Here is a 16,793-nt window from a genome sequence, read left to right as displayed (position 1 = left end):
GCAAGACCATTTAAATTTTTATAAATGGTTATCTTTTGAATTTGCAGCCCCAATCAGTGATTTATCTACTCAAAATCGTGCCCATATCCCTTATTTGGGGAATTCCACGTATTTTCTCTTTAATAGGGCGAGATAATGAGAGATCCTACTTATTCTCTAAAATTGTCGTAATGAATCGCTTGTTTCCAGCATTAATACTTACAGTCTGCAGCTTGTTTGCAGGCGGAGCTAGTGCGCAAGCTCAAAAGCCACTTACGCTCAATGAGTTGATTGGCATTGCATTGGAATCGAGCCCCCAAGTATTAGCCGCGCGAGATCAATCGAAGGTAGTCAAGGGTCAACTCTCTACAGCTCGAGCAATTCCAAATCCAGAGTTTGAGTTAAATACCGGACAACAGCGTTCGGTATCGGGTCCATTGACTACAGGTAATGTGTCATCGTGGTCCGTAACGCAACCTTTGGATATGCCGTATACCCGTTTTCCCAGAGTGAATGCTGCCGAGGCGAATGTTCGTGCTGCGGATGCGACTCGCATTGCGTTCGAGATTGAAATGATTTCAAGAGTGCAGCAGCGTTTTTATGAATTGATGCGTCGTGATGCGGAATTAAAAGCTGCTGAAGAAGATTTGGGATTGACCAAGCAAATTCGTGATCGTATGCAAATTCGGTATGACGTTGGTGAGACTGCTCGATTTGAATTAATTCGCGCGCAAACAGAATTTCTGAATGCGCAGATTAATACGGAATCTAGCAAGCTTCGAGTTGAACAAGCCAAAGGGCAACTCAGACAGGTGGTCGGACACAATTTGCCGGCTGACTACGAGGTGGTTTCTCAAGCCTTCAAGATTGAGCCTTTACCTCCTTTACCAACCTTGCTCAGTGAGTTGCACGCCCAGAGTCCTGAGTTACAAAGAGCAAAAGCAGAGGTTGAGGCGACTGAATCTAGGCTCAGTTTTGAGCAGAATTCTCGCTTACCAAAACTATCGATCAAGGCGCAGCAATATAACGACCCTAACTTCACTGACCGCCTCTATGGCTTGGTGGTGAGCATTCCTATCTGGGACTTTAAGGGCGGTCAAATTGCGGAGGCAGAAGCCAATGCATCAAAAGCTAAGAATCAATTGAATGCACAAAGCCAGAGTCTGGAGCAGCAGTTAGAAACGGCATACAAGCTCTATCAAATGACTAGTTATCAGGTAAAGATTCTGGATCAAGATGTAGTTCAGTTGGCCTCAAGTGCACGACGGATTGCGGAGGTTTCTTATCGTTATGGCGAGCGGGGCATGCTCGAGTATTTGGATGCACAAAGAACATTTAGAGTGGCGCGAAATGATTTGATCAAGGCGCGATTTGATTTAGCTTCAGTTGTGACGGAGATTCAGCGTTTAAGGGCAACCCCAGAGTGGATTGCAAAAATTGAGAGTGGAAAGCAATGAAGCAAGAATTCACGGTAATGATGGATAAATTAAAGGGCTTGTACTCCCGCTATATGGCGATTGCAAAAGTCTATGCGCGTGAGTGGATTGCTCTCGTTATTAAAACCCAAAATGATTTATATGTGCTTACCCATGAGTGGTTTAGCACTCATTTACCCCGTGTGGCTCATCAGTACGATAAGAGTCCGCAGTGGACGCAAAAAGGTCTTTTTTACTTTCCTTGGTTTTGTTTATTTCTGATCATCCTAAATTACTTCAACGTATTTGATCGCAGTCCAGCCATCAAGTCTGTGCAAGATCCTAACGTGGTGATCGTAAACAGTGATCTGCGAAATATGATTACAGATGGACGCATCTCTACTGGGTCTTTTGTAGAGGAGCTACGAGCCTCTGGCCGCATTGATTTCAACGAGCTCTTTTTATCCCGCATTGGTGCGAACGTCACGGGTCGTGTTTCCGATATCTTGGCAATCCCAGGACAGGTTGTAAAGCAGGGTGATATTTTGGCGAAGATCACTTCTACTGAATTGACGCAATCCCAGCTGTCTTACTTAAAGGCAAAGAGTGCTAGCCAGTTAGCGGATCAAGCTGCTAATCGCGCCAGAATTTTGTATAAAGAAGATGTGATTGCTTTGGCTGAGCTTCAAAAGCGAGAGGCTGAGGCGAGTAGTGCAAAAGCAGAATATCGTGCAGCAAATGACCAATTACGCGTTCAGGGCATGGATCAGCCAAGTATTGATCGTTTAGCAAAAACAGGCGTGATTGAATCTACCAACAATGTAATTGCCACCATTCCTGGTGAAATTGTGGAGCGTAAGATTAATAAGGGTCAAGTAGTTCAGCCTGCCGATGCCTTATTTACTGTTGCTGACCTGGGCTCACTGTGGGCTGTTTCAGAAATCCCCGAGAGCAATGCTTATTTGATTCATAAGGGTCAAAAAGTAAATCTGATTATTCCTGCCTTAAGGAATGCAGAGATTGAAGGTGTAGTTGCGCACGTAGACTCTATCGTTAATCCGCAAACGCGTACGGTAGTGGTCAGAATGGAAGTGCCCAATAAAGAGGGTCTAATTAAGCCTGGCATGTTAGCAACCATGATGATTGAAAGTCAGCCTACAGAACGATTATTAGTTCCAGCTAGTGCAGTTATTCGTGAAGACAATCATGACCACGTTTTCATACGTGAGGATGACGACACCTATCGCATGGTTACCGTTAAATTGGGCCCAGAGGGTAAAGGTTATCGCCCTGTCGTCTCCGGCCTTAAAGAAGGCCAAGAAATTGCTATTAATGGTGCTTTTCATTTAAATACTGAACGTAAGCGACAGTTGAGTGGTGGCTAGTTAAAATGATTGAAAAAATTGTTCGCCTCTCACTGCAGCAGCGCTTGTTGGTTGTCATCATTGCGTTGGTGTTGTTCGTTGCAGGTTTGCTTGCAACAAAGCGACTATCAGTAGATGCGTTTCCGGATGTCACGAATGTACAGATTCAGATTGCAGCAGAAGCACCTGGCCGCTCACCTGAAGAGGTAGAGCGCTTCGTTACGGTGCCGATTGAGTTGGGCATGACTGGTTTGCCTGGCTTGACTGAAATGCGTTCGCTGAATCGCAACGGCTTATCAGTTATCACCTTGGTATTTACAGAAAAGACCGACCTCTACTTTGCTAGGCAGCTTGTTACTGAGCGTTTGATTGAGGTCGCTTCTGCTATGCCAGTAGGAATCACTCCTGTCATGGCGCCTCCATCAACAGGCTTAGGTGAAATCTACCAGTACACACTTGATCATCCCTCTGATGGCGATAGGCAGCTAACGGTCGAAGAGCTTGAAGAGCGTCGCACGATTCAAGATTGGGTTGTGCGTCCGATGTTGCGCTCCATCCCCGGCGTTGCCGAGATCAATACACAAGGCGGATACGCACGTGAGTACCAGGTCTTAGTCAACCCGGAAAGATTGCGTCACTATCAATTAGGTCTACGCGACATTTACGAAGCCCTAGCTAGAAATAATGCGAATTCTGGAGGCGGGCAGTTACCGACATATGCAGAGCGCTACCTTATTCGCGGCGTGGGTCTAGTTAATAAGCCCGAAGATATTGGAAAGATCATTCTCAAAGAGGTAAAAGGCATTCCGGTCTACGTTAAAAATGTGGCTGAAGTAACCATCGGCAGTGAGATCCGGCAGGGCGCAGCCATTAAGAATGGCTATACCGAAAGTGTTGCTGGCATTATTCAGATGATTCGTGGCGGCAATGCCCGTGAAGTGGTCAATCGCATCAAACTTAAAGTTGCTGAGATTAACGAAGGCAAGTTATTGCCCGATGGCCTGCAGATCGTTCCTTTTTACGATCGCACAGATTTAGTCAATGCTGCAATGTTCAATGTGGCCAAGGTATTAATTGAGGGTGTCATTCTCGTTGTCATCCTCCTGTTTTTATTCCTAGGTGATGTTCGCTCTTCACTCATTGTGGTGGCAACTTTAATTCTGACGCCCTTGCTGACATTCTTGGTGATGAACCGTTACGGCATCTCTGCCAACCTGATGTCACTTGGCGGCCTTGCCATTGCGATTGGCATCATGGTGGATGGATCAGTAGTGGTGGTAGAAAACACCTTCGCCAAGTTAGGTGAAAGACTCAAAACAGGTGAGTCTAAGATTCGTATTATTTTGGAGGCAGCTACTGAGGTGGGTACGCCCGTACTGTTCGGTGTTGGCATCATTATTTTGGTTTTCATGCCCTTACTCTCTTTGGAGGGAATGGAAGGAAAGATGTTTGCGCCAATGGCTATTACGATTGCGATTGCACTAACTATTTCACTAATTCTTTCATTTACTTTATCCCCAGTTCTTTGTTCTTACATCTTGAAGGGTGGGGGTGAAGATGACACCAAAATTGTGGCTCGTTTGCGCGCGCCATATGAGCGCTGGTTGCATTGGTGCCTTGCTAACCCGAAGTTAGTTGTCAAAAGATCTTTAATAGGATTGGTAGCCAGCATTATTGGATTTACCCTGCTTGGAAAAGCTTTTATTCCGGTGATGCAAGAAGGCTCTATTACGCCAGTGATCGTGCGTGCGCCTAATATTTCCCTGGATGAGTCCATCAAACTGGAGTTTGAGGCTATTAAACGCATCATGACTATTCCAGATGTGAAGATGGCTGTATCGCGCCTGGGTAAGGGCGAGTCTCCGGCCGATCCAGGTCAGCCAAATGAATCAGATCCAATTGTGACGCTCAAGCCTATAGGTGATCGCAAGTTCAGTCAGGAGGAGATTGCTCAGCAGATCCGTGACAAGTTAAAAACTTTACCGGGGATTGAGCTCTCTATTTCTCAGCCAATTGCCGCTCGTGTAGATGAGATGGTTTCTGGAGTACGCTCGCAGGTAGCTATCAAGATTTTTGGAGATGACTTGGTAGTTTTGCAAAAGCTAGGCAGCCAGATTAGCCAGATTCTGACCAAAATGAAGGGTAGCAATGACTTACGTATTGAGCAGGCCTCTGGACAAAATTATTTAAATATCAATATCAATCGTGATGCTATCGCGCGCTACGGCATTAATGTTTCTGATGTGAATGAAGTTATTGAAACGGCAATTGGTGGCAAACAAGCCAGTACGATTTATGAAGGTGAGAGGCGCTTTCCATTAGTGCTTCGTTACCCTGGGCCGTATAGAGATAATGTTGATGCAATTAGTAATATTATTTTGCATTCTCCAGATGGAGCCCAGGTCTTATTGCGCGACCTGGCAGATATTTCCCTCGTAGATGGTCCAGCGCAGATTTCTAGAGAATCTGGCAAGCGCCGTCTTGTAGTAGGTGTGAACGTCGATGGTCGAGATCTGGGTGGATTCGTTCAGGAGGCGCAAGAACTTATTGCAAAAGAGGTGGAACTTCCCCAAGGATATTCTTTGCAGTGGGGCGGTCAGTTTGAAAATATGGAACGTGCGATGGCGCGCTTGATGATCATCATTCCAATCACAATTTTGGCAATCTATTTCTTGCTCTTCATGCTCTTTAAGTCGCTACGCTTAGCTGGACTCATTATTTTGGTTTTACCATTTGCTTCGATTGGTGGTGTATTTGGTTTGTTCATCACCGGAGAATATTTATCGGTCCCAGCTGCAGTTGGGTTCATCAATCTCTGGGGTATCGCGGTCCTGAATGGCGTGGTCTTAATCTCATTCATTAAGCAGTTGCGTGAAGATGGCTACTCTATGGAAGATGCTTTGCTACATGGCTGCGGCCACCGCTTTAGGCCAGTCATGATGACCGCCTCAGTGGCGATGTTGGCTCTAGTCCCGATGCTCTTTTCTGGCGGACCTGGTTCTGAGGTAACTCGCCCATTGGCGGCTGTAGTAATCTCAGGACTAATAACCTCAACCGCATTAACATTACTAGTATTACCCGTCTTATATAGATGGTTTGAAGATAAAGAGGTGGAAGCATGATGGAAGTGAAGGCGGTCATTCGCCCAAATAAATTAGCTGCCCTCAGAACGGCGCTCCTAGAGACCCCAGGTTTCCCGGGGATGACGGTAACTAAAGTTGAGGGCTGTAGCGCACCCAATCGCACTGGTAAATTCAATATCAAAGATGAACTTACGGACTACTCTGCGAAAGTGAAGGTTGAAATTGTTTGCAATGATGAGGTCGCACAGGTTTTCATGGACCGGATTGTGACTATTTGCCAAACAGGTCAAGTGGGAGATGGTGTAGTTTGGTGTACCGAGGTTCCCAAGGCATTTTTTATTGCAAAATCCACGCCATAAACGAGTGTAAATTCAGCATATTTGGATAATCTGCCAAGAATCACAAAACGGCAGAAATTGTTAGAATGTACAGTGCCCATTAAAGGGTAAGCGCATCTAACAAGGATTGAATATGGGTGGTATTTCTCAGTGGGAGCAGCTCAACGTTGAGCTCACAGCAGCTCTTGGAAGTTCTGTTCATTTCGATACAGCCCATCAGGCTGTATACGCCTCTGAAGCATCAAACTACCGCCAAATTCCGATTGGGGTTGTCACCCCTAAAAATACCGAAGAATTTGTAAAAGGTATCGAGATCTGTCATCGCAATAAGGCTCCCGTATTGATGCGCGGCGCTGGTACCTCTATGAATGGCCAGACAGTGAATAACGCTGTCGTGTTCGATATCTCTAAGTACTGCAACCACATCCTCGAATTGGATCCAACTGCTGGTAATGCGGTAGTTGAGCCGGGGGTCATTTGTGACTCCCTGCGCGATGCCGCTGAGTTACATGGCTTAACTTTTGCTCCAGATCCATCCACGCACAGCCGCTGCACTTTAGGCGGTATGGTTGCCAATAATTCCTGTGGTGCGCATTCGGTGATGGCGGGTAAGACGCTTGAGAACACCGAGGCTTTAGAAATTCTAACTTACGATGGCGAACGTTTTTGGGTTGGCCCAACATCTGATCAAGAGCTGCAAGAAATTATTGCTGCTGGTGGACGCAAAGGTCAGATCTACCAAGACCTACTTACCTTGCGTAATCGCTATGCCGATTTAATTCGTGCGCGCTTCCCCAATATTAAGCGCCGCGTTTCTGGATATAACTTAGATCAACTCTTACCTGAGAACGGTTTTAACGTTGCGCGTGCATTGGTTGGTACCGAAGGTACCTGTGCACTCACGTTGGCTGCCAAGGTGAGGTTAGTGAAGAGTCCTGCTAAGCGCGTGGTACTGGTTTTAGGTTTCGATGATATCTATTTGGCCGGTGATGCTGTGCCCGAATACCAATCCTTTAACCCTATTGCGATCGAAGGCTTAGATTACAAAATTATTCGTGGCTTGCAAGAGCGTAATTTAGCTAAAGCTGAAATTGATTTACTTCCCCCTGGAAATGCTTGGGTAGTGGTGGAGTTTGGTGATGACACGCTTGAGGGCGCGATAGCTCAGGCTGAAAAAGCACAAGAGTATTTCAAGTCGCGTACTAAGGGGCCTCGCCCATCGACATGGCTCGAGCCTGATCCATTGGTGCAAAAGCGTGTTTGGTCTATTCGTGAGAATGGTGCATCTGCCACCCACCTATCCATTGATCCTAATTCTCCTGACCCAGTAGTGGGCTGGGAAGATGCTGCGGTAGATCCAGCGCGTTTAGGTGAGTATCTACGCGCCTTCCAGGCATTAGTGGACTCTTACGAATATGAAACCTCACTCTATGGGCACTTTGGCGACGGGTGCATCCATGCGCGCATTACCTTTAACTTGCGATCTGCAGAAGGGGTTGCCAAATTTAGATCCTTCATTCGAGATGCTGCGACTTTAGTTGTCGAGTTTGGTGGCTCACTTACTGGCGAACATGGTGATGGCCAGGCTAGAGCAGAATTTTTGCCGATTATGTTTGGTGAAGAGTTGATGGGTGCGATGCATGAGTTCAAGCGTATCTGGGATCCACAAAACAAACTCAATCCCGGTAAAGTAGTGCACCCATATCGCGTAGATGAAAACCTCCGTATGGGTCCGGAATACAAAGTTGTGAATATCAAGACGCGCCTGAATTTCTTGAGCCAAGAGGGTAACGGCTTTCAGAGGGCAGTTGAGCGTTGCGTTGGTATGGGTAAGTGCCGTAGTGAAAAAATCGGCACGATGTGCCCAAGCTATCGCGCTACCAAAGAAGAGCGCTTCTCCACTCGCGGACGCTCACGACTCTTTTGGGAAATGCTCCAGGGCGAGGTGATTAAAGATGGCTGGGAAAGCAAGGAGTTAAAAGAGGCCCTGGATACCTGCCTCTCCTGTAAAGGTTGCAAGTCAGATTGTCCTGCGCACGTGGATATGGCTTCCTATAAGGCGGAGTTCTTATCTCATTATCATGAGACTAATAGCAGGCCACGTCAGGCCCTCACTATGGGGCGTATTGGTGATTGGGCGCCGCTTGCCAGTAAGCTCTCTTGGCTTATCAATGGGGTGATGCAAACACCTGTGATTTCTAGTCTTGCTAAATGGGTTGGTGGCGTAGCGCAAGAGCGTAGCTTGCCTAAGTTTGCAAGCCAATCTTTCAGAAAGCAATTTCAGAAATCCAAGAGCGCAAGTATTGGGCAGAAGAAGGTGATCCTCTGGGTAGATACTTTCTGCGAGCATTTTCATCCTGAGGTCGCTAATGCGGCAGTAGAAGTTTTGGCTCATGCGGGCTTTGAGGCAACTCTGCCAAAGACTCCGCTATGTTGTGGCCGTCCTTTGTATGACTTTGGTTATTTGGATCTCGCTAAGCAAAAACTAGAGAAAATTCTGGAAGCTATTGGAGATGAAATTAACGCAGATCTAAATGCACCTATCGCTGTAGTGGGTCTTGAGCCTGGTTGCATGTCGGTCTTTAAAGATGAGCTATTAAAGTTCTTTCCTCATGATCCAAGAGCGCAACTCTTGGCTTCTAGCACCTATTTGCTTGGAGACTTCCTGCATGAGAAGGGCTACACACCACCACCTCTAGACTGCAATATTTTGGTTCACTCCCATTGTCATCAAAAGTCTTTATTTGGGACCAAAGGTGATGTAGCCTTGTTAGCTGCTTTGGGCGCAAAGGCGAATTACATCGATAGCGGTTGTTGCGGTATGGCAGGTTCATTTGGATTTAATCCTGAACATGTAGAGATATCTAAAGCCGTTGGAGAATTGGTTTTACTTCCAGCTGTCCGAGCTGCCGATCAAGAAACAATCATCCTCACCAATGGCTTTAGTTGCCGAGAGCAGATTGAACAAGAAACTGGCCGTAAGGTAAAGCATTTGGCAGAGCTTTTACAGATGGCACATCAAGCTCAATAACTGCCTCAGTAGTCCAAAAGAATAAAGCCCCAACTAATGAACTGACCCACAAAAGTTGGACACCCAATCCAACCAAAAGGGGTCAGCTTCATGAGCAAACACAGTGCGCAGTTCAAGTTAAAAGTAGTTAATGATTATCTAAGAGGTGGAGGCTACCTGAGGGTAGCTAATCATTACGGCATCAATACCACCGATGTCCGCAAATGGGTTTTGACCCATAAGCTACATGGAGTATCTGCCCTGCAAAAGAGGGGTTATCAACAGTACACCCCACAGTTCAAACTATTGGCGCTCGAGCACATGAGGGCCAACAAAGCATCCCCACGATCCACGTCCGCCCAATTTAATATTGCCTCCCCTAGTACCATTTTGGTTTGGCAGCGCCTCTACAATGAAGGCGGCATTACAGCCTTGCAATCAAAACCTCAGGGACGACCGCCCATGTCAAAGCGCAGTGAGATCCAAGCACTTCTCGCCAAACCTTCAGAACAACTCACGCATGAAGAGCTCTTACTGAAGGCGCAGTATTTAGAGGTGGAGAACGCTTATCTAAAAAAGCTCGAGGCCTTAGCACAGCAAAAGAACTTGGCAAGCAAGAGCAAGCCCAAGTCGTCACTGAGCTAAGGCAGCAATACCCTTTACAAACGATCCTAGGCATTGCCAATATGCCTAGAAGTGTCTATTACTACCAACTGAGCGTAAGCAATAAAACCGATCCCTATCTGGATGTCAAAACTCGGATTGGCGTGATCTACCATCGCCACAAGGGTCGTTATGGCTATCGACGGGTGCAAACAGAGCTCGGGCACGAGAAGTGCCATCTCAACCCTAAGACGGTGCAAAAGCTCATGAGTAAGCTCGGTCTTAAGTCAACCGTTCGCCCTAAGCGCTATCAATCCTATAAGGGGCCTGAAGGCAAAGCAGCGCCAAACTTACTGGAGCGCAAGTTCAATGCAACTGAACCTAATCAAAAGTGGGTGACTGATGTCACGCAGTTCAATATCGCAGGGAAAAAGATATATCTCTCACCCGTCCTAGATCTGTATAACCAAGAGATCATCTCCTATGAGATCGCTGATCACCCCCAAATGAGTATGGTGATGCAAATGCTGAATAAGGCCTTTAAACGCCTTCAACCTAAAGACAAGCTCATGCTGCACTCAGACCAAGGTTGGCATTATCGAATCGCGCCATACCAAATGGCGCTCAAGCAAAAGGGTGTTGCGCAGAGCATGTCAAGAAAAGGTAACTGCTTAGATAACGCCGTCATGGAAAACTGGTTTGGGATCATGAAAACAGAGTTCTTCTACCAAAAGAAGTTTGATGATGTCCAAACATTTAAAACTGAGTTAAAGGAATATATCCACTACTACAACCATGATCGGATCAAGCAAAAACTAAAGGGATTGAGCCCGGTGCAATACCGAACTCAATCCCTTCTGGTAACCTAATCAAACTGTCCAACTTTTGTGGGTCAGTTCAAATTCGGGGCTTTTCTACATTCAGATCTTACTAAGAAGGGTTATGACCGAATCAAGTAATCAAATGCTGAGAGGGAGGCTTTTGCGCCTTCACCCATAGCAATAATGATTTGCTTGTAAGGTACGGTGGTGCAATCTCCTGCAGCAAATACACCAGGCATAGATGTTTCTCCTTTAGCGTCAATAATGACCTCGCCGCGAGGGGATAAATCAATCACGCCTTTGAGCCAATCGGTATTTGGCAATAGACCAATTTGCACAAAGATACCCTCAAGCGCAATGTCATGCATTTGATTATTGGCGCGATCTTCATATCTCAGGGTGGTTACTTTGCCATCAGCACCCAAAACTTCTTTACTCAAAGCGTTGGTAATGATGGTTACGTTAGACATGCTATTTAATTTCTTTTGCAAGACTGCATCGGCACGTAGCTTGGTATCGAATTCAACCAATGTGACATGACTCACAATTCCTGCCAAATCAATGGCAGCCTCAACCCCAGAGTTTCCTCCGCCGATCACTGCTACACGTTTTCCTTTGTAAAGGGGTCCGTCACAGTGCGGGCAGTAAGCCACGCCTTTACCGCGATATTCTTGCTCGCCCGGTACATTCATTTCACGCCAGCGTGCGCCAGTACTCAAAATAACGGTCTTGCTTTTCAGAACTGCGCCATTCTCTAAGGTGATGGCAATTTCATCGCCAGTCTTGCTTAAGTTCTTGGCAGTTTGTAGATTCATTAAATCGACTTCGTATTCCTTCACGTGCTGCTCAAGAGCCATCACTAATTTAGGCCCTTCAGTTTCTTTAACAGAAATGAAGTTTTCAATGCCAACAGTATCTGCAACTTGGCCGCCGAATTTCTGGGCTACTACACCAGTTCTAATGCCTTTACGAGCGGAATAGATCGCTGCTGAGGCGCCTGCTGGACCACCACCAATGATGAGGGAGTCATAAGCAGCCTTACCACTCAATTTTTCTGCATCACGGACTGAAGAGTTGGTATCCAATTTGGCGGCAATTTCTTCAACGCTCATCCGGCCTTGTCCAAACACTTCACCATTCAGAATCACTGTAGGCACTGCCATGATTTGATATTGATCTACCAAGCCCTGGAAGAGGGCGCCATCAATCATTTCATGTTCGATTTCAGGATTCAGTGCAGCCATGAGATTCAAGGCCTGAACGACATCTGGGCAGTTGTGGCAAGACAAAGAGATGAATGTCTGAAAACGCTTCTTACCCTCTAAACCCTTAATACTTTCGATCACATCTTGCTCCACTTTTGGTGGGTAACCACTGCTTTGCAAGATTGCTAAGATGAAAGAAGTCATCTCATGACCCATTGGCAGGCCTGAGAATGCAATGCGGGCAACTTCATTAGCTTTGGCAACAGTAAAGCTCGGAATGTTTTTGCTGCTGCCAGAAGTCTGTACTGTGATCTTGGCAGATTGTTCGGCAACCTCATTTAAAAGCTCCAACATCTGAGCCGACTGAGGGCTGTCATCTAAAGTAGCCTCCAAAACAATGGGGCTCTCAATTTTTTCAAAATAGGTCTTGAGTTGGGCCTTAATGTTGGTATCTAACATGGTGTATTCCTTGATATTGAATCTTGATGAGTCTATTGGGCAGGGCTGCTACTGCTCATCCTGCCCAATAGACTCTCCGAAGAGAGTCTATGGATTGCTAATGCGATGTACTGACTTTGATTAGATCTTGCCTACGAGGTCTAAAGATGGAGTCAATGTTGCTGCGCCTTCTTTCCATTTGGCTGGGCAAACTTCACCTGGGTGAGCGGCTGTGTATTGAGCTGCTTTGAGCTTGCGCAATGTCTCAGAGATGTCACGAGCGATTTCGTTAGAGTGAATTTCAGCTGTTTTGATAACGCCTTCTGGATTGATGATAAATGTGCCGCGCAATGCAAGGCCTTCTTCATCAATATGCACATCAAAACCACGTGTCAATGTGTGTGTTGGATCGCCAACCAATGGGAACTTTGCTTTACCTACTGCAGGTGAAGTCTCGTGCCATACTTTGTGTGAGAAATGGGTATCTGTAGTGACGATGTATACCTCTGCACCCATCTTTTGGAACTCAGCATAGTTATCAGCTGCATCTTCAATTTCTGTTGGGCAGTTGAATGTGAATGCTGCTGGCATAAAAATTAATACAGACCATTTGCCTTTGAGAGACTCGTCGGAAACAGTGACAAACTTACCATTATGGAAAGCCTGGGTTTTGAATGGGATTACTGGTGTGTTGATTAATGACATAGGGTTCTCCTGAAAAAATGAAATAGTTGATTCACAACAGGACTCATTCTAGAGACTATTTATTTATTTGCATAATGAATAATTTAGATATTAATGATCTATTTATTAGATAATTAGCAGATGCCTAGTTGATGCTAAATTCAAGCTGCAATTGAGGGTTTAGATGGCCATGATTTGCTTGAGGTTCCAGTTATCAGATATCAGGGAGCCCGTTATAAACTGTCTTGATGACCCCAGTTTTGTATTCTTACCGACGATGCCCTTATGCCATGCGTGCTCGCATGGCATTAAAGTATGCCGACATTCAGGTTGAGCATCGTGAGATCGATTTCAGAAACAAGCCTCAATCTATGTTGCTTGTTTCACCCAAAGGTACTGTTCCAGTCCTCTGTGTCGATGGAATTATTTTGGACCAGAGTCTGGATATCATGCATTGGGCCTTAGGCAGGTCTGATCCAGATGGTTGGAAGCAGGTCGATAACGTGGTCTCTCAAGCTTGGATTGAGAAAAACGATGGCCCATTTAAGGTGCTGCTAGATCAATATAAATACCCTAATCGGTTTCCAGATCTAAACGAAGGACATGTGCTGAATAGCGCCATAGACCTCATGCTGAAGCCCATGGAGAGTGCTCTTCAATCTAGTAATTATTTACTAGGCAATAAAATATCTTGGGTAGATGTGGCTATTTTTCCGTTTATAAGACAATTTGCTGCAGTCAATCCGAAGCGGTTTGAAGAGCTGCCATTTACCTCAATCAATGCATGGCTCAATCAACATCTGGAGTCAGACTTATTTAACTCGGTGATGGATAAACACCCAACTTGGCTTGATTAATGTTTAGCCTGATGAGAATGATTTTGCCCGTCCATCATTTTCGGCTTACTTGATAATCTGCAAATTTTCAAAGTACGTCTGTACCTAGGTAGCAGTAAGTGTCATCCGCGTCGTAGCGTGACATAACGTTGTTTGGTTTCTTCCAATATCTGGGCAATACTCTTTTTGCCGGCAACGAATTCAGCAAGGTTTTGCTCTAACTGCTTAGTTGGAACAATACCTTCAATCCGAGCAGATGCCACAGCATTGGAAACGTTGTATTGGCGGGATTGAGATTGGGTAGCAAACTTAGTTGGCATCGATCTACTTTAGTGGATTTGGGGCTGATTTCATAGTCAGAATATAGCCCTAAAACATGCTTTAAAGAGCTATCTCGAAGAATGATGTGAGTAATAAAAAAGCCCCGCAAAAGCGAGGCTTAGTATTGCTTGGTGGGTCGGGCGAGATTCGAACTCGCGACCAACGGATTAAAAGAAGTTGTGGCGCTTTTAAAACCGATATAAATCAATGGTCTATACGGCTAAAAAGTAACTGTGCGATTGAGTGTGCGATTGCATAATGACGCATAGTTCGAGTCTGTGGGCCGGACACCAAATTTTGAGCGTTACCTTAAGTAATGGCGCTGACGCTAAAGGCCATTCTTGTAATGGTTGGAAAATAATTCACTGCTGATTATGAAAACATCGGCATCATAATTGCTGATAGGGCGAACTGCCATATCGATACTGGCTTCTTAATTGCCACCACCCCAATTAGTGCTGATGTTCCAGAATGTGCTTTTCCCTCACTTAATTCTGCTTCATAGCTTTTTAAGACTTCAATTTTTGTATTCTTAAGCAAAATATTTATCATTCGTTCTGTGTACAAATTTTCAATCTGACTTGGCCCACCGGTTTTATATTCCAATTGCTTGGGTGTGTAACCCTGCAGGATTAAGACGCCGCCCGGCTTTAATGCTAGTAGCATATCTTTAAATAATCGTGAGCGTTCTTTGGGGTTTGAGAATTGAATGAATATCGCAATGATTGCATCGTAATCGCCCGCCTCCCAATTGATTGACTCGCAATCAGATACAACGTAATTGACCTCTACATTTTTACTGCTCGCAAACTTTTTTGCTTTCTCAATTGCAATATCAGAAAAGTCAAACGCATCAACTTGGTGATTCTGCTGGGCTAGCCAAGTAGAGTTTCTGCCTTCGCCATCTGCAATACACAAAATTCGGGCATTTTCTTTGAGGTGCTTTGGGGCCATCTCTTGTAAAAATGTGTTTGCTTCAGTTCCGAATAGAAAGTCTTCGCTATTAAAGCGCTCATCCCACATTTTTTTAGCTTCTAAATGCCTCATCTGATTTCCTTCGTTCTTTTAAGTTTGCCTTGTTGGATCAATTAAGGTATGCATTTACCATTGAAAGATCCTGCTCTGAGATTTCACCCGTAAGCGCAGCTAGACGTAATCGATTAAGAAGATAGTTCACTTTTTCCATATAAAGCGCATAGTCATTGGCAATGAGGTCGCTTTCAGCTCCCAAAAGTTCCATCGTGGTGCGAGAGCCATTCGAATACCCGACCCGAGTAGAGCTTAACCTTGCTTCCCCAGTCTTTTGGGCGCTTGATAATGCCGTCAGCTTATCCTTTGCGCTATTGAGTGAATACCAAACTGATCTTAAGGTCCTCTCTAGATTCTGCTCAGACTGGTTGTACTCGGCTTTAGTTTTTTCAACTAAAAGCAATAACTCTTCTTGCTTAGCCGTGCGGTAGCCGCCGGTATATAGAGGGATTGAAAGCTGTAATCCAACGAGATAATTATTGGTTGCTGTATTGCTAGCGGGGCCAAAATTGCCAGATCCACTTAAGTTATCTTTGGAGGACTGTGCAACCGCATCCAACTTAGGTGAGGCTGCTGCACCATACTTTTCAGCCTCTTCTTTCGCTACTTTTTCTTGCGTTGAAAGCATTTGCAGTTGGATATTCTGGGACTTAAGCTTTCCTACATGAGTTTCGAGGTTTGGAAGTGATAGTTGCGCAACATTTAAGTTGATTTTTGATTTCTCAATATTAACTACGCCCCCGAATAAGTCCTGTAAGGCAAGTTTTTTGACTGCAAGATTATTGCTTGCATCTAGAGCGCGTACTTTTACCGTGTCCAATCTCTCGTTTGCTTCTTGCATATCAGTTTGACTGGCATCGCCAAGCCTAAAGCGCTTCTCAATTTGTTGGCGCGTATTGGCAATTGCTGCTTCTTGTTTTTTGACCAATCTAACAGACTCTTCGGCACTAAGGACATCGAAATAGCGTTCGGCAACCAACAAGATCAGATTTTGGTTCGCTACTTGAGCACCAAGATTGGAGGCATCGGCTGAGAGATTGAGCTGTCGGCTTTGGGCGAGGCGCTCGCGGTTATAAATTGATTGGGTAGCGCCGACGGTATATCGGTTAACGAAACCATTATTAACTGAGGTATTGAAATTGGCCCCATTAAAAGTGCCCATGCCTGGTGCATAGAATTGCGCGCCAGTAGTTGAGGTGTTGTAGCTCATGCTTCCGGTGAGAGCGGTTAAGTTGATGCTTGGAAGCCATAAGGAAGTTCCCTGATCACGCCTCTTCTCCCCGGCCATCTGCTCATAGCGACTAGCAATGAAATCCGGGTCTCTATTTTGTGCCTCATGCCACACGTCCATTAAGCTTGTTGCCATAGCCGAATTGGATGAAATGGCTAGCAACGCCATAGCAGCGGCTGCAAATGGTTTTATATCGAGAAGTTTCATTGGTAACCTTTGAATTTATGCGCCAGCTTTAGCGCCCAACTTGCGAACAATTGTTTCCATAAGGCACCAGCGAGTTAAACCACTTTGCAAAATGTTGACGCCAACAAAAGCGGTAAAGGCTAAGAACCATTCATTTGCAAACCATGGACTTCCGGGAGCGCCAAGCGCTACTGAGATGAAAATAAATGTGCCTGCAATGATGCGAACAATTTGCCAAGATGTCATGATG

General features: G+C 45.4%; 13 protein-coding genes. 7 read left to right on the top strand and 6 right to left on the bottom strand.

Annotation, left to right across the window (positions count from 1 at the left end):
* The first annotated feature begins 170 nt into the window (after window positions 1-170).
* The 6 genes from ICN11_RS00955 (at window position 171) to ICN11_RS00930 (ending at window position 10,661) form a co-directional block, all read left to right on the top strand.
* Window positions 171-1,436 (top strand): TolC family protein, encoded by a 1,266-nt coding sequence (locus ICN11_RS00955; RefSeq protein ID WP_216228720.1) that lies wholly within the window; start codon window positions 171-173, stop codon window positions 1,434-1,436.
* On the top strand, window positions 1,433-2,779 hold the full coding sequence (locus ICN11_RS00950; RefSeq protein ID WP_216228719.1) for an efflux RND transporter periplasmic adaptor subunit: 1,347 nt from the start codon (window positions 1,433-1,435) through the stop codon (window positions 2,777-2,779). Before ICN11_RS00955 ends, ICN11_RS00950 begins: the two co-directional genes overlap by 4 nt.
* A gap of 5 nt (window positions 2,780-2,784) precedes the next feature.
* Window positions 2,785-5,880: an efflux RND transporter permease subunit gene (locus ICN11_RS00945; protein WP_216228718.1), complete on the top strand. Its 3,096-nt coding sequence runs from the start codon at window positions 2,785-2,787 to the stop codon at window positions 5,878-5,880.
* The gene (locus tag ICN11_RS00940) at window positions 5,877-6,200 is read left to right on the top strand and encodes a P-II family nitrogen regulator (protein ID WP_216228717.1); all 324 of its coding nucleotides are present in this window, start codon (window positions 5,877-5,879) and stop codon (window positions 6,198-6,200) included. The genes ICN11_RS00945 and ICN11_RS00940 overlap by 4 nt, the downstream gene beginning before the upstream one ends.
* 112 nt (window positions 6,201-6,312) lie before the next feature.
* Complete coding sequence (locus ICN11_RS00935) at window positions 6,313-9,210, top strand: FAD-binding and (Fe-S)-binding domain-containing protein (RefSeq protein WP_216228716.1); 2,898 nt, start codon at window positions 6,313-6,315, stop codon at window positions 9,208-9,210.
* Window positions 9,211-9,300: 90 nt separating this feature from the next.
* Window positions 9,301-10,661, top strand: a protein-coding gene (locus ICN11_RS00930) for an IS3 family transposase (RefSeq protein WP_216228715.1) whose coding sequence is annotated in 2 segments (ribosomal slippage) — window positions 9,301-9,760 and window positions 9,760-10,661 — 1,362 coding nt in all. Because the reading frame shifts where the segments join, the coding sequence is not laid out codon by codon here.
* Window positions 10,662-10,732: 71 nt separating this feature from the next.
* Here the strand turns inward: ICN11_RS00930 and ahpF are convergent.
* Together ahpF and ahpC are read right to left on the bottom strand one after the other, a co-directional pair.
* Complete coding sequence (gene ahpF / locus ICN11_RS00925) at window positions 10,733-12,277, bottom strand: alkyl hydroperoxide reductase subunit F (protein WP_216228714.1); 1,545 nt, start codon at window positions 12,275-12,277, stop codon at window positions 10,733-10,735.
* A 120-nt stretch (window positions 12,278-12,397) separates the two neighbouring features.
* Window positions 12,398-12,961: an alkyl hydroperoxide reductase subunit C gene (gene ahpC, locus ICN11_RS00920; protein WP_015420576.1), complete on the bottom strand. Its 564-nt coding sequence runs from the start codon at window positions 12,959-12,961 to the stop codon at window positions 12,398-12,400.
* Between the two features lie 227 nt (window positions 12,962-13,188).
* On the opposite strand from ahpC, the gene ICN11_RS00915 reads away from it, so the two are divergent.
* The gene (locus ICN11_RS00915; RefSeq protein WP_216228713.1) at window positions 13,189-13,797 is read left to right on the top strand and encodes a glutathione S-transferase; all 609 of its coding nucleotides are present in this window, start codon (window positions 13,189-13,191) and stop codon (window positions 13,795-13,797) included.
* A 101-nt stretch (window positions 13,798-13,898) separates the two neighbouring features.
* On the opposite strand, the gene ICN11_RS00910 is transcribed toward ICN11_RS00915, so the two are convergent.
* The 4 genes from ICN11_RS00910 to ICN11_RS00895 all read right to left on the bottom strand — a co-directional run bounded on the left by ICN11_RS00910 (window position 13,899) and on the right by ICN11_RS00895 (window position 16,789).
* Complete coding sequence (locus ICN11_RS00910) at window positions 13,899-14,096, bottom strand: antitoxin VbhA family protein (RefSeq protein WP_015420578.1); 198 nt, start codon at window positions 14,094-14,096, stop codon at window positions 13,899-13,901.
* 373 nt (window positions 14,097-14,469) lie between these two features.
* A complete protein-coding gene (locus ICN11_RS00905) occupies window positions 14,470-15,144 on the bottom strand; it encodes a bifunctional 2-polyprenyl-6-hydroxyphenol methylase/3-demethylubiquinol 3-O-methyltransferase UbiG (RefSeq protein WP_216228712.1) in 675 nt (224 codons plus the stop codon).
* Between the two features lie 37 nt (window positions 15,145-15,181).
* Window positions 15,182-16,564 (bottom strand): TolC family protein, encoded by a 1,383-nt coding sequence (locus ICN11_RS00900; RefSeq protein WP_216228711.1) that lies wholly within the window; start codon window positions 16,562-16,564, stop codon window positions 15,182-15,184.
* 15 nt (window positions 16,565-16,579) lie between these two features.
* Window positions 16,580-16,789: a DUF2892 domain-containing protein gene (locus ICN11_RS00895; RefSeq protein WP_062306426.1), complete on the bottom strand. Its 210-nt coding sequence runs from the start codon at window positions 16,787-16,789 to the stop codon at window positions 16,580-16,582.
* Window positions 16,790-16,793 lie beyond the last annotated feature (4 nt).

The organism is Polynucleobacter sp. 78F-HAINBA, assembly GCF_018882325.1.
Taxonomy (GTDB): domain Bacteria; phylum Pseudomonadota; class Gammaproteobacteria; order Burkholderiales; family Burkholderiaceae; genus Polynucleobacter.
Note: the sequence above shows the minus strand (reverse complement) of the source record. Positions and strands in the feature narration are given on the sequence as shown.

What these genes read in the sequence shown, in the direction of transcription:
- ICN11_RS00940 (WP_216228717.1), top strand. Translation starts at nt 5,877, where the DNA reads ATGATGGAAGTGAAGGCGGTCATTCGCCCAAATAAATTAGCTGCCCTC.
- ICN11_RS00915 (WP_216228713.1), top strand. Translation starts at nt 13,189, where the DNA reads ATGACCCCAGTTTTGTATTCTTACCGACGATGCCCTTATGCCATGCGT.
- ICN11_RS00945 (WP_216228718.1), top strand. Translation starts at nt 2,785, where the DNA reads ATGATTGAAAAAATTGTTCGCCTCTCACTGCAGCAGCGCTTGTTGGTT.
- ahpC (WP_015420576.1), bottom strand. Translation starts at nt 12,961, where the DNA reads ATGTCATTAATCAACACACCAGTAATCCCATTCAAAACCCAGGCTTTC.
- ICN11_RS00900 (WP_216228711.1), bottom strand. Translation starts at nt 16,564, where the DNA reads ATGAAACTTCTCGATATAAAACCATTTGCAGCCGCTGCTATGGCGTTG.
- ICN11_RS00950 (WP_216228719.1), top strand. Translation starts at nt 1,433, where the DNA reads ATGAAGCAAGAATTCACGGTAATGATGGATAAATTAAAGGGCTTGTAC.
- ICN11_RS00895 (WP_062306426.1), bottom strand. Translation starts at nt 16,789, where the DNA reads ATGACATCTTGGCAAATTGTTCGCATCATTGCAGGCACATTTATTTTC.
- ICN11_RS00905 (WP_216228712.1), bottom strand. Translation starts at nt 15,144, where the DNA reads ATGAGGCATTTAGAAGCTAAAAAAATGTGGGATGAGCGCTTTAATAGC.
- ahpF (WP_216228714.1), bottom strand. Translation starts at nt 12,277, where the DNA reads ATGTTAGATACCAACATTAAGGCCCAACTCAAGACCTATTTTGAAAAA.
- ICN11_RS00935 (WP_216228716.1), top strand. Translation starts at nt 6,313, where the DNA reads ATGGGTGGTATTTCTCAGTGGGAGCAGCTCAACGTTGAGCTCACAGCA.
- ICN11_RS00910 (WP_015420578.1), bottom strand. Translation starts at nt 14,096, where the DNA reads ATGCCAACTAAGTTTGCTACCCAATCTCAATCCCGCCAATACAACGTT.
- ICN11_RS00955 (WP_216228720.1), top strand. Translation starts at nt 171, where the DNA reads ATGAATCGCTTGTTTCCAGCATTAATACTTACAGTCTGCAGCTTGTTT.